The organism is Paenibacillus turpanensis, assembly GCF_011421635.1.
GTDB lineage: Bacteria > Bacillota > Bacilli > Paenibacillales > YIM-B00363 > Paenibacillus_AK > Paenibacillus_AK turpanensis.
The window spans coordinates 1-11390 of sequence record NZ_WTLI01000040.1 but is presented as its reverse complement, the minus strand read 5'-3'; the positions used below and the strand labels follow the sequence as shown (position 1 = coordinate 11390).

Below are 11390 nucleotides of genomic sequence, written 5' to 3'. Positions count from 1 at the left end.
GTCTCAGACAATGCGATTAACTTAATGACATTGAGATACTCCCCTCCTGCTCTTTTTTCATGCGTTTAATTTTCTATTGTATGGCCGTAATGATAAAGTCATTCAAACTCATTCACTTTTTGACCAAAAGGGTACAGTCAATCACCATCAAGAATGCCATGATTTATATACTTGTGTGGTATCGACTTGGCGGGGACAACTCACCATGTTTCCAACTAGTTAAAAAAAGGGGCCTGCTTCCCTTCAACATCCGGTGCAGTCATTGGAAATATCATTCCTAAAATACCTACACCTGAGTAGACAGCAGATTTCTCCATAAGTTTAATATTGTTCTGATCTTCCGATAGGATCCGTTCTCGAACAATGGATAACTCGTACACTGAGAAAAACATATAGTTACTACTTCTCAAGTTTACTGGATCAAATGGCGTACTACTCGGAAAGTTCGTAGATTCTTTCTTTTCAACCCAATTCAAAAAATCGGTCTCATCAGGATTTGTCCACATGAGCGTAAGTATAAATAGCCCTGTTACCAGGATCATCAAAAACCTCATAACATTCCCCTCACCTTGACAAGCACACTAAATTTCAATTATACGCGAGGATAAGCAAACATCACTTCGATCATCATTTACCACGGGATTTTGCGTATTCAGCAAATGTGGAAAAACCTTCAAAAGCTTCTTCGTATGCGTTGTATATCTTACCCTCAAATTGGTGCCAAAGTGTGCTCAATTGGCCACCCCATTCAATATCTCTGCCTGCTTTTGTTTTATAATGTGTAAGTTGAGTCATGACCTTCTGGCCTTCAACAAGCTTATCATTATCTGGGAGCTTCTCGTAAAATAAAATCGAGAGGACGTCGTCTTTATTAATGGTCCCATGTTCTGTAATTTGTGTTTCTACTTTAACATCTAAACTAATGAGATTTCCTTCTTTGATATTCACTTTTTCAATGTTGCCGATAATTTGTGCAGTCGGTGCCATATTCGTCCATGTTGATTTATCCCAAAGATCACTTCCATCCGCAGGAATCTGTTGTTGTTCCTGACCCACGTCACTTTCACCCCCATTCTCCTTGGCTTGTACATACACTGTACTCTCTTTTCCTTTGTCGTTAATTATATGAACATCCTCATTCGAATATTTTACAGAAGAACAAGATACAAGAAGTGTAGCTAAAAAACTTAAAATGATTACAGCAATTTTCTTCATATTTCCTCCCCCACTAAAACCTAATTGTTCTAACCTAATTCATTCATGCCCTTAGCACGTACTGTAAAATCCCCTAATTGCTCAGGATGGAAGCGTACCCCTTCCATTCGAGTCAGTATAGGACAATGGATGTATTCACACTTGGACGTGGATTTATCGTTTTTCGCTGATGGTCTTCAATAATAAAATCTTCTGGAGTCAAAGATATCTGAACTTTGTAAATGCCAGGCGGTGCCGGATCAAGTTTTATACGCGGGGTTGGGGATTCGAGTATACGACCGCCATAATGCTTTCCAATAAAGACAAACTCTTGTTCAATCGTTTGATTTGGTTTTAATTGAGCTTTGATGAGATCTGCTGTACAAGCTGCAGGAATATCTGATTCCTGCTTGTGCGCTAAAGATTTCATTGATTCTTGATTAATGATCTCCACGCTTATGTGAACGGGGCAACTGGAGCTGCCCTTGACATAAGTTAACGTTTCATTTCCGAGATTGGTTACTTTCGCATAGACCGGGATTTCTTCATTCCGTTCAAATTGCTGTTTACTTAACCGAATTACATACGATAAGTCACCAACCGTTTTCTCATATTGAACCGGTTCACCCTTATCACTGGTCGAGCATGCTGTAGCAGCAACTAGTACTCCAATGAGCATAAAAAGAAATCTAAACAATTTCATCCCTCCATATGAACCAGTCCGTTTCAATAGCACCATTAACCAAAGAAATGCAAAAAAGCAACCTGTTGATCAACCAGGCTGCCATCCATCGTCCGTTTATTAAATTAGCATTTATTCTAAATTAACACACTTGTTTTTTATTGCATAGATGAGGGATTATGATTGCAGATGCCCTTTTTCATTCTTATACCCTAGATTCCACGATTAGGTACAGCAGCGCGCGGCAGCGGGCATTACGGTGACCTGTCACCAGTCCGTCCCTAACGGCCGTTTTCAATCATTCTTCAAACGCAATTAAATTAAAAGAAAATAGAAAAAACCCTTGATTTCTCAAGGGTTTTTCTTATATGCGGTCGAGAGGACTCGAACCTCCACGGCTGTTACACCACTAGAACCTGAATCTAGCGCGTCTGCCAATTCCGCCACGACCGCGTATCTTGCTGTTCACCATTTCTTTCGTAGCGGGAACGAAAATAAATATATCACGGACGCCCATAGGTTGTCAAACTTTTTTTATAAAAATTTTATATTCGTATCAGATCGTCACACGCAAGCCTCTCCGCCCATAAACTAAAGCACAACGTATTTAAAGGTGGTTGCCCAATGTCACACATCAACAACATATACAACCTCCGTGTAAATAACGTCTCATCCAACGGGTCCATAAACTTCGGCAACGTTATTCACAAGGGCCACAATGCTAATTCCAAATCCATAGGCGGACAGACAATTATCGGCGATTCGTATTACAGCCCGGCAATCTCTAACTACAACCGCAATTATACCGTGGACCCCGATATGCTGGACCAGGTATCGAAGCAGATTTAGCATGACTATAAAAGGATATCGAAACGAGGTGGATTCATATGCCGCATGTTAACAATATATATAATATTAAAGTGAACAATATCTCCTCCAACGGCTCCGTTGATTTCGGGAGCGCCATTTACAAAGGACTGAGCGCAAACGCCAAAAGCCAAGGCGGTCAGACCATAGTCGGCAATTCCATTTACAGCCCGAATTCCTATTCGGGGAATGCTTCATGGGTTACAGACCCCGACGCCGTCGATCAAGGCTCCAAGCAATTGTAGGGTGAAGCCGTGATTATCAATATTACAAATCTACATGTAAAGACGATCAGTAACATCGGCTCCTTGAACATAGGGAAAACAATCATCGCCCGCAATTCCGCCTATCCTTCTCAAATCACCATGCAGTCGGAGAGCCAAGACTCCCCTCCCTCTGAAGGAAACGCCGGTGGCGTCGATAATATCGGGGAACCCGAAATCACGGGAAGCGTTGGAGCAGTTGGCGATGCGGGGGCGGCGAGCGGCGCAGACAATATTGGTCAAATCGGCGTTACTGGCAGTGTTGGGGCCATTGGCGATGCCAGTGCGGCAAGCGGTGCAGGCAATATCGGCGAAATCGGTATTACGGGAAGCGTTGGAGCAATCTGACATGCAGCAACACTCTGCGACCACGGACATATGGACGGGACGACTGCGAAATATTGGCAAACGGCTCCGGCAATAACTGAGGAAACGTGTTACATGGGAGGTCGTCTCGTTCAACCTGCCAATATAGTCTTGGATTCTTGGAAAGGATGTGCATTCAAAATGTATTATCCGTCGCCCTATTCCTATAGCTCATATTCTCTTGAGCAGCGTTTCCAACACTTTGTCCATCAGCAGCAGGAATGGAACCGGCTGATGCAAAGCAAAATCGAAGAAATGGAAGACACACTCGGGCAATTAAAGCAACAGGTCGAGCAAATCAAACCTGTTACCATCGAAAATATCAACTATAAAATTCAGGAGCTTGCCGTTAAGGAATTAAAAGGAACGCTGAACATTGGAATGACAGCATTAACCGATCCCGAGGAGATCCAAAAATGGCTTGCCACTCCGCAAAGTGACAAGGGCGTAAATCTTCAAGATATCGAGCAGCCAAACGAAAACGAAAATGAAAACGAGGACCAATAACGAGGTGCATCTTACGCGATGAGCAACCAGCAGCAAGATCCATTTTTTACAGATTGGACGATTTTTGAACGTTTATTCGGAAACCCGTTCCAAGACGGAGGCAACCATGCCGCACCTTTTGACCCGGCTGCACTGGAAAAGCAAATGAAAACCATGGTGGAGCAGTCCTTTCGCCAAACCGGCTTTATAAATTCGCAATACTCCTACGAGTGCTTCGAAACCCATAATCAAATTATCACTAAGTTTACTATTCCCTCCAATGTAAAGCCGAAGCAGCTGAAATTAAGCTTAACCCGATTCCAAGCAGAGCTCCAAGGTCCTAATTTATATAAACAGACCGTCGCCTTCCCTGTTCCGGTTGATCCTTATAGCGGTAAAGCGATATTTAAAAACAGCATATTGCAGGTGCAAGCCCGCAAAATGCTGCTGGATAAAGAAGAGCCTTATGAGGTAGCGATCCGTTACTAATCGAGTAGCGTATCGCCTTTTTTTTATGTAGAGAGTCCCTGATCCTCGTAATAATCAATCATGACGGAAAAATGGGTGATTAAACGCCTGCATTTCATCCTCCTCTTCTTCACGAGGACGCGTAGCTGCCTCGTAATGGCCGGGAATCAGCCCCAGCTCCCGGTATTCGGTAGGAGCCCCGCACTTGGAGCAATAAACCGCATCCGGATCATTCACGTTGCCGCAGGGCTCACCAACTAGTCCGCCCTTGTAGGTACAGCGGTTCGCCGTTGGAGCACCGCATTGCACACAATACTTTTCCTTTTCCCCCAGCTCGCGGAAGCAGCGGATGCAAAACTTCTTTTCCTTTTTCTCTGCCAATGATCCCACCTCCTTTTAACATCCAAGGTATTTCTCTCTAGGATATGAGCTAGACAGTCCTCAGGTGCCTGTTTCGATCGGAATGGTGGATTGACAGGAACGAAATGCACCGCCACGGCCTATAATAGTAGAAGAAAATGAAAAGCAGGTGAATTCCTATGGCAGTCTGGAATGAGGATGATATCCAGCCAGCAATTGCTTTAGTGGTTTTAATCGTCATCATTGTTAGCTTTCTTGCAGGAGAAGGAGCAGAAGGAGGAGGTGACGATAATCTTTCGTACCTCGTCCCCGGTCTCATTTTAGATTAATCGTTACTCGGCACTTCAATTTTAAGGTGGTGACTCGGCGATGCCCAAACCCGGAACCAACGGCGGCAATGGAAGCACGAACGGAAAGAATCAAAATGGCAGTGCGAACGGCAAGCGTCCTAAGCCTCGATTAAGTCCGCAGCAGCTGGCAGTCATCGCCGGCCTGCTTTCCAATGCCCTCATCGTCGAGTCTGTCCTCGTAGACAAAGACCAACAGCTTCAAATCGTACTGTCCGGAACGCTAAGACGAAAATCCCGAACGGATCGTCTCATCGAAGAGCTCCGGGATGTATCAGTCGGCGACCTCATTAAATCCTTGCTGCAGGATTGATGCTGCGGCTTATCATAACGATGCTGAGAAGCAGGCGCTTATTATGTATCGATTTCCCGTTCCAGAGCGGCCTCTTGGTAACGGTACCCCCTGTCCAGCTTTACGATTTTTCGGTTTTGCTTCCGTACCATCACGGTGCTGTCATCCCATGCCACCACATAGCCGAGCACATCGTTCGCCGGGTTTGCATCCCGAATGACTCTTACCTTAAGTCCTTGAATTCGAAACTCATCTAATTGTTCGTCTGTAATTTGCATGAATGATTGTCCCTCCAGCCAAAAAAGGAAAGGCCTAAATGATAGGATGTCATTTAGGCCGGGATTCCATGTATATACTCTCTATTTAACCGACATGTTCCTTTGACTCATACCAGCAATCCAGCACACGACTCGACATCACACGCTTTGTAATGTATTCCACCTGCGGCTCGGTAAACTGAGTTTTCCACTCCATGGAAAGCTCCTCGCACAACCGAACGACAGTGAGCAGCTCGGACCATGCTACATAACGCTTATACCAGAAAAATTGCGGATGCTCCACCATATAAGGGTAGAGGTCATCAAATTCCGTATGTTTGCAGTCCAGGGCCCGCTCGAAGTGCGTCTTCGCCTCAGACAACTTCTTCTGGAAAAATTCTACGGGCAGTTGTTCATTCCCCATGTCATGACCCTCCTCTCCAAGGCTTACCCCCATTATAGTTTAAAAAGGCTTCCTCGAAAAGAGAGGCAGACCATGAAAATGTTAGTGCTTTTCCGCAGCATCTTCCGCAAATCGAATGGTTCCGCCTTCCAAAGAAGCAATTCGTACCAGCGCTTCCACCCTGATCCCCCGTTCACGGATGCTGCTGCCCCCCGCTTGGAAGCATTTCTCAACAACAATCCCGACCCCTGCCAAATGGGCGCCGGAGCGTTCCACAATCCGTAGCAAGCCCCGCGCTGCGTCCCCGTTCGCGATAATATCATCGATAAATAATACCCGATCCGACTCGCTTAATACGCTCTTCTGCACAACAATGTCCGTTACGAAGCCTTTCGTAAAAGAAGGCACCCGTTCGCACCAGTAGGTGTCTTCATGTCCCGTCGGCTTCTTCCGTCTGGCGAACACCAGCGGAACGCCCAGCTCCAATGCGGTGGCAAACGCCGATGGAATTCCTGACGATTCCACCGTTAATACCTTTGTAATCCCCAATCCTTCAAACCGGCGGGCGAACTCCCTGCCCATTTCCATCGTAAGCTGGGGATCAATCTGATGATTAAGAAGAGTGTCCAGCAGCAGCACATGCTCCGAAACGACAACGCCTTCCTTCATAATCCGTTCTTTCAGCTGATTCATCCGATCACTGCCTTTCGTCCCGATAGTTCGAACATACCATTTTTCCAACCATGCTTCAAGAGAATGCTGAAATGTGTTACATTTCTCATAGAGAACTGCAACTTTCCTATCCAAAAAACGTCTAAATAAGTAAGAGTGGAAACAAATGCTTGATCGTGCACAAAAAGATGGTCCCTACATCCATAGAGTCCTATTTTTCGCGTTAATTCATCCGTTTTATTCGGAAACCGTCTTTGTGTGTGACAACCCTGCCGGAGTATGATGAGTAAGCATATACGGCTTCGGTTTGGAAAGAAGGGGTAGAGAGAAAATGAATAAACGAATGGTACGGAAGGCAGGCGCAGGAATTGTGATCCTGCTGACAGCTTCGGCTATGTCTGCATGCAGTGACCAGCAGGCTGAACCGAAGCCCGGCAATGAGCCTGTTGCGGTTCAAACACCTGTCATCGTTCCGCAGCCGGCGAAAGCAGCTCCGGAAACGAACGAACAGCTTCTTCAAGAAAGCAAGAAGGAAGCCATTGAGGTGGCCTCTACGAATAACAGCGAAACGGGAGCTTCCGGTCAGGCTCAAGCTGGGGTCGTTTCCGACAAAAACTCGGCAGTTGAATCCAAGGACAGCGACGGCAGCAAGGAACCTCGGCAGAAGGTACAAATCTCGGAGGATTTTGACCCAAAAAAGCCAGCCTTGATGGGACTAAGCTTAACCTCCAGTCTCAATGATATGGTGAAGCTGTACGGGGAGGCTACCGAAAAGCACGAGATGGCCGATGTAAAGCCCGTTGTGATCGTCCATCAATACGATGGGTTTTCCGTTGGCATTCAAGAGAACGGAACCGTTGTTTTCGTTGAGGTGCAGTCTGCGGAAATCAGCACCGGATTAAACGGACTGAAGCTGAAGCAATCGACGCAGGATGCGGTGAACGCACTCGGAAAGCCGGACACCAACACCAAGTATGTGCTTTCCTACAAAGGGAACGGAACCATTTTGAAGCTGGATATCGATCCAAAAACGGATACGATTCAATCCATCAAGCTGTTTGCAAACGAATAGCGGACTCGAAAAGAAACCGGATGTAGGCCGGTTTCTTTTTTTTAATTCTCGTCCGGCAACTAAGGCATGGCCGCCCCCTGCTTGTCATACCTTGATTATAGATTACTCCATAGAGAGGGGTAGAAGGGTTGAAAACAGGGTTTCGGATTTTGCAGGTAGCCTTTACGTTTATGGGAACGGTGGTAGGAGCCGGCTTCGCTACAGGCCAGGAGATTTTCCAGTTTTTCACCAAATACGGCGGAGTAGCCGTGCTGACCATTGCGGCTGCAACCGTGCTTTTCGTATGGCTGGGCACGAAGATGATGCTGCTGTCGCATCAAATTAAAGCAAAATCCTACGAAGATTTTAACAAGCATCTTTTTGGAGAAAAGATCGGAACATGGGTGAGCACATTCAATTTACTCATTTTGTTCAGTGCGACCTCGGTCATGCTTGCCGGCGGTGGTTCCATATTTGAAGAGCATTTGGGGTTCTCTTATCAGGCGGGATTGGCCATTACGCTGACGCTCGCTTACTTTGTCATTCTGAGAGGCATGGACGGAATTCTTGCGGTCAACTCTTTTGTCGTTCCCTGTATGCTGCTTTTCACAATGCTCGTCGTGATGAATGTAGCAGATGAACCGACCGCAGCGAATTGGATCAGTCTGCCGAATCAGATCGATCCGATTAAGGCTTGGATCGCCCCGTTACTGTACGCTGCATTTAATCTTGCCACCTCGCAAGCGGTACTCGTCCCGCTCGGGTCAAAAATCCAGGATCGCAATGTAGTCTTATGGGGAGGCCGTTTAGGTGGACTCGGAATCGGAATTATGCTGATGGCGGGCCACTTTGCCATTGCGGCGTATGACCCGGCCATCCGCGATTATGAAATCCCGATGGGGTATATTGCCGGAGGACTCGGTGAACTCGTGCAAACCTTGTTCTTGTTTATGATTTACGCCGAAATTTTTACTACCTATATCGCCGATGTTTACGGCGCCTCACTTCAGCTCGAGCAGCGTACGAAGCTTTCACCAAGCAAAATATTAATCGTTATGCTCATTTCGAGCTACGTCATCAGCCAGTTCGGCTTTAAAGCACTCTTATCGACGTTATACCCGTTATTCGGCTGCATCAGCCTGTTTTGGCTCGTTATGCTGTGGAACAAGCGCAGCAGCCGGGTCGTTTGACGGTGCAGCAGCACGAAGCAGCATCGTCATGCGGACCACGAGAAATACCATGGATAGCACGCTGTACATAATTCCGGAAAGCAGATAACCGTAATGATAGAACGGATAGCTTTCGCGGTCCCGGGTTACCGCAACAAGCTCAACCAGTAAGAACACGGTACCCGTTAAAAAAAGAAAGAGGACGGCGTAATCAATTGCAGTCCAGCGCAGCAGCTTGGCGGGGATGCTCGTATCTCCTCCCCCCGTTTTCTTCCGCTCGGTGTAGTAAACATAGGCCGTAAAGACAACACATGCGGTGACTGCGAGGCCAAGCAAACCAGCCAAAATGGAAAGTGCTAAATACATGCAGATCTCCCCTCTTCAAAAACTGAATTTATTGTAAGAGCAAATAGGATAGCATCAGGGTCGCAATAAAGCCGATCACAGGCAAAAGGATTACCATGGGCAGCAGCAGCTTGCCGGGCAGCAGCGGAAGCGGCCGCCAAAGCGGAAGAACATAACGGTTAGCCGCTTTCTGCAGCAGCGTTTGCTGTGCCGATCGGGCCAGCGCGTTTTTGCGGACGGTCTCGTCGACTTCAATCGAGCCCGATTTCCATCCGACCCGGTATGTAATTTTGCGCTTCACCGTTTCCGGCGCCGCTCCCCTATGCTCCGGCGCTGTTCCTTGTTCCACTGTAAATCACCTCCTATCATTCTTGTGCTTCTATGTAATAGTATTCGATGAAGTTGAAAAAAAGCAATGGATTGTCCGGAATCGTGGAAAAGGCTGCAGTTGCGTGGTATTGTGGGGATAAGTATTTCAAGCAGCTTATTTTATTATGATTGTTGTACATAAAGGAGGAACCGTTATGAAAACAGCAGCGATTACAGGCGGAGGCCAAGGCATCGGCCGCGCACTTGCCGTAGGCTTTGCAAGCAAAGGGTATCGCGTTTCCATTGCGGATACCGATAAAGAAGCAGGCTTTGAAACCATTAAATTTATTCGTGAGGCCGGCGGAAACGCGATGTTCATGCGCACCGATGTGGCGGATGAGCAAGAGGTTGATAAGTGGCTGGAGCTCACCGTGTCCGAGTTAGGCGGGCTTCATGTTCTCGTCAACAACGCCGGAATCGGCAAGGGCGCTCCTGCATTAGAGCTTGCCGCAGAAGACTTTGACCGCGTCATCGCGGTCAACCTACGCGGCACCTTCCTTTGCTCGCAGCGTGCCGCCCGGTACATGAAAAGACAGGGCGGCGGTTCGATCATTAATATGGCTTCCACACGGGCGCTGATGAGCGAGGCCGACACCGAAGCTTACGCGGCCTCCAAGGGCGGCATCGTCGCTTTAACGCATGCGATGGCCGTTTCCCTCGGACCATACGGAATCCGCGTCAACGCGATCAGCCCCGGCTGGATTGAGACGGGGCTGTGGCTGAAGGCCTCAAAGGCGTACACCCCCGAGCATAGCGAACGCGACCGCCTCCAGCATCCAGTCGGACGGGTGGGCCGTCCGGAGGATATTTTGGAGTCGTGCTTGTATCTCGCCGACCAGCGCTCCGGCTTTATCACCGGTCAAAATCTGGTGATCGATGGCGGTATGACTGTAAAAATGATTTATGAGGAATGATCAAGGCGGACGATTCCTGCTTTGGGTGCATGCCTCTCGACCATAGTTACGATCCTCGCATGGCACGTAAATAACAGAAATTGACGGTTCTCAGACAATTCACTCAGCAGCTTGATCGCATTTTCCGTTCGCCGTTCATCAAAATTGACAAAGATATCATCCATGACGATCGGCAGCATGCCGGTCGTTTTTGCCATTTCATCGGCGAGCGCAAGCCGCATCGCGAGGTAAAGCTGCTCCGCCGTACCGCGGCTCAGCTCGGCCGGAACCAGCCGCTCGCCGTCGAAGCGGTCAACGAGCAGCTCGGACTGCCCGAACGGCGACAGCACCTTGGTGTAACGCCCTGCCGTCAGCGCTTCGAGGTAGCGCGATGCGGTTCGCAGCACATGCGGCTGTCTTTGCTGCTCATAGTGCTGCTTGGTCCGCTCGATGAGCGACTTGGCGAGCGCTTGTGTAATCCAGGAACGGGCTAGCCGTTTCATGCTTTCCTCTTCTTCGAGCAGCTGCTGCCGCAGCGCAGCGCGGGCCTCGGCCGCCGACAGCTCCTGCAGCTGTCGCTGGACGCTGCCGATCCGCTGGTTGAGGGCGTCCCGCTCGGCTTCGAGCTGGCGCTGCTGCTCCCTCGCCTCGGCGAGCTGCCGCTCCAGCGCTTCCTGCCCGCCGGCGGCCGGTACGGCATGAAGCTCGTCCCGCCGTTCTTCGGGCAGCAGCGCATCCACCTTCGCCTGCAGGCGAAGGTATTCTTCGCTCAGCGCGGCGCGCTCCTGCCGCTGCTTCTCCTTGGCGCGCAGCTGCTCGCCGTCGGCCGCCGCGGCGCGGCGCAGCAGCTCCTGCAGGCGCCCGTCGGCGCTGCGCAGCCGCAGCTCGTCGCGGCCGCGCTCCTGC

General features: G+C 48.7%; 19 protein-coding genes and 1 tRNA gene. 10 read left to right on the top strand and 10 right to left on the bottom strand.

Annotation, left to right across the window (positions count from 1 at the left end; genetic code table 11):
- Positions 1–627: 627 nt before the first annotated feature.
- The 3 genes from GQS10_RS22485 to GQS10_RS22475 form a co-directional block, all read right to left on the bottom strand.
- Positions 628–1215, bottom strand: coding sequence for a hypothetical protein (locus GQS10_RS22485; protein ID WP_166246492.1), 588 nt, complete (start codon positions 1213–1215; stop codon positions 628–630).
- A 112-nt stretch (positions 1216–1327) separates the two neighbouring features.
- Positions 1328–1891 (bottom strand): hypothetical protein, encoded by a 564-nt coding sequence (locus GQS10_RS22480; protein ID WP_166246490.1) that lies wholly within the window; start codon positions 1889–1891, stop codon positions 1328–1330.
- Positions 1892–2245: 354 nt separating this feature from the next.
- A tRNA-Leu gene (locus tag GQS10_RS22475) sits at positions 2246–2329 on the bottom strand.
- Between the two features lie 171 nt (positions 2330–2500).
- Between GQS10_RS22475 and GQS10_RS22470 the strand changes: the two genes are divergently transcribed.
- From GQS10_RS22470 to GQS10_RS22450, 5 genes are all read left to right on the top strand, one after another.
- Positions 2501–2725, top strand: a complete 225-nt coding sequence (locus GQS10_RS22470; protein ID WP_166246488.1) for a spore germination protein — start codon at positions 2501–2503, stop codon at positions 2723–2725.
- A gap of 38 nt (positions 2726–2763) precedes the next feature.
- The gene (locus GQS10_RS22465) at positions 2764–2988 is read left to right on the top strand and encodes a spore germination protein (protein WP_166246486.1); all 225 of its coding nucleotides are present in this window, start codon (positions 2764–2766) and stop codon (positions 2986–2988) included.
- Positions 2989–2997: 9 nt separating this feature from the next.
- The gene (locus GQS10_RS22460; protein WP_166246484.1) at positions 2998–3354 is read left to right on the top strand and encodes a hypothetical protein; all 357 of its coding nucleotides are present in this window, start codon (positions 2998–3000) and stop codon (positions 3352–3354) included.
- 159 nt (positions 3355–3513) lie between these two features.
- A complete protein-coding gene (gene gerPC / locus GQS10_RS22455) occupies positions 3514–3879 on the top strand; it encodes a spore germination protein GerPC (RefSeq protein ID WP_166246482.1) in 366 nt (121 codons plus the stop codon).
- An 18-nt stretch (positions 3880–3897) separates the two neighbouring features.
- Positions 3898–4347 carry a hypothetical protein gene (locus tag GQS10_RS22450; RefSeq protein WP_166246480.1) on the top strand — a complete coding sequence of 150 codons (450 nt, stop codon included), beginning with the start codon at positions 3898–3900 and terminating at the stop codon, positions 4345–4347.
- 54 nt (positions 4348–4401) lie between these two features.
- On the opposite strand, the gene GQS10_RS22445 is transcribed toward GQS10_RS22450, so the two are convergent.
- Positions 4402–4707, bottom strand: coding sequence for a hypothetical protein (locus tag GQS10_RS22445; protein ID WP_166246478.1), 306 nt, complete (start codon positions 4705–4707; stop codon positions 4402–4404).
- Between the two features lie 158 nt (positions 4708–4865).
- Here GQS10_RS22445 and GQS10_RS22440 point away from each other — a divergent pair, with 158 nt between their 5' ends.
- Positions 4866–5015 carry a hypothetical protein gene (locus GQS10_RS22440; RefSeq protein ID WP_166246476.1) on the top strand — a complete coding sequence of 50 codons (150 nt, stop codon included), beginning with the start codon at positions 4866–4868 and terminating at the stop codon, positions 5013–5015.
- A gap of 40 nt (positions 5016–5055) precedes the next feature.
- Positions 5056–5346: a hypothetical protein gene (locus GQS10_RS22435; RefSeq protein ID WP_166246474.1), complete on the top strand. Its 291-nt coding sequence runs from the start codon at positions 5056–5058 to the stop codon at positions 5344–5346.
- 41 nt (positions 5347–5387) lie between these two features.
- Here GQS10_RS22435 and GQS10_RS22430 read toward each other — a convergent pair whose 3' ends face one another.
- The 3 genes from GQS10_RS22430 to GQS10_RS22420 all read right to left on the bottom strand — a co-directional run bounded on the left by GQS10_RS22430 (position 5388) and on the right by GQS10_RS22420 (position 6678).
- A complete protein-coding gene (locus GQS10_RS22430) occupies positions 5388–5603 on the bottom strand; it encodes a hypothetical protein (protein WP_166246472.1) in 216 nt (71 codons plus the stop codon).
- Positions 5604–5688: 85 nt separating this feature from the next.
- Positions 5689–6006, bottom strand: a complete 318-nt coding sequence (locus tag GQS10_RS22425; protein WP_166246470.1) for a hypothetical protein — start codon at positions 6004–6006, stop codon at positions 5689–5691.
- A gap of 81 nt (positions 6007–6087) precedes the next feature.
- Positions 6088–6678, bottom strand: coding sequence for a xanthine phosphoribosyltransferase (locus tag GQS10_RS22420; protein WP_166246496.1), 591 nt, complete (start codon positions 6676–6678; stop codon positions 6088–6090).
- Between the two features lie 310 nt (positions 6679–6988).
- Between GQS10_RS22420 and GQS10_RS22415 the strand changes: the two genes are divergently transcribed.
- Together GQS10_RS22415 and GQS10_RS22410 are read left to right on the top strand one after the other, a co-directional pair.
- Positions 6989–7729: a hypothetical protein gene (locus GQS10_RS22415; protein ID WP_166246469.1), complete on the top strand. Its 741-nt coding sequence runs from the start codon at positions 6989–6991 to the stop codon at positions 7727–7729.
- A 128-nt stretch (positions 7730–7857) separates the two neighbouring features.
- Positions 7858–8898, top strand: a complete 1041-nt coding sequence (locus GQS10_RS22410; RefSeq protein ID WP_243735354.1) for a YkvI family membrane protein — start codon at positions 7858–7860, stop codon at positions 8896–8898.
- Here GQS10_RS22410 and GQS10_RS22405 read toward each other — a convergent pair.
- Together GQS10_RS22405 and GQS10_RS22400 are read right to left on the bottom strand one after the other, a co-directional pair.
- Positions 8830–9243 carry a hypothetical protein gene (locus GQS10_RS22405; protein ID WP_166246467.1) on the bottom strand — a complete coding sequence of 138 codons (414 nt, stop codon included), beginning with the start codon at positions 9241–9243 and terminating at the stop codon, positions 8830–8832. The two genes, GQS10_RS22410 and GQS10_RS22405, sit on opposite strands and share 69 nt — an antisense overlap.
- 28 nt (positions 9244–9271) lie before the next feature.
- A complete protein-coding gene (locus tag GQS10_RS22400) occupies positions 9272–9571 on the bottom strand; it encodes a hypothetical protein (RefSeq protein ID WP_166246466.1) in 300 nt (99 codons plus the stop codon).
- 175 nt (positions 9572–9746) lie between these two features.
- On the opposite strand from GQS10_RS22400, the gene GQS10_RS22395 reads away from it, so the two are divergent.
- Complete coding sequence (locus GQS10_RS22395; protein WP_243735353.1) at positions 9747–10505, top strand: SDR family NAD(P)-dependent oxidoreductase; 759 nt, start codon at positions 9747–9749, stop codon at positions 10503–10505.
- Here the strand turns inward: GQS10_RS22395 and GQS10_RS22390 are convergent.
- The coding region (locus GQS10_RS22390; protein ID WP_424991822.1) for an ATP-binding protein at positions 10493–11390 on the bottom strand (898 nt) is incomplete at its 5' end. The two genes, GQS10_RS22395 and GQS10_RS22390, sit on opposite strands and share 13 nt — an antisense overlap.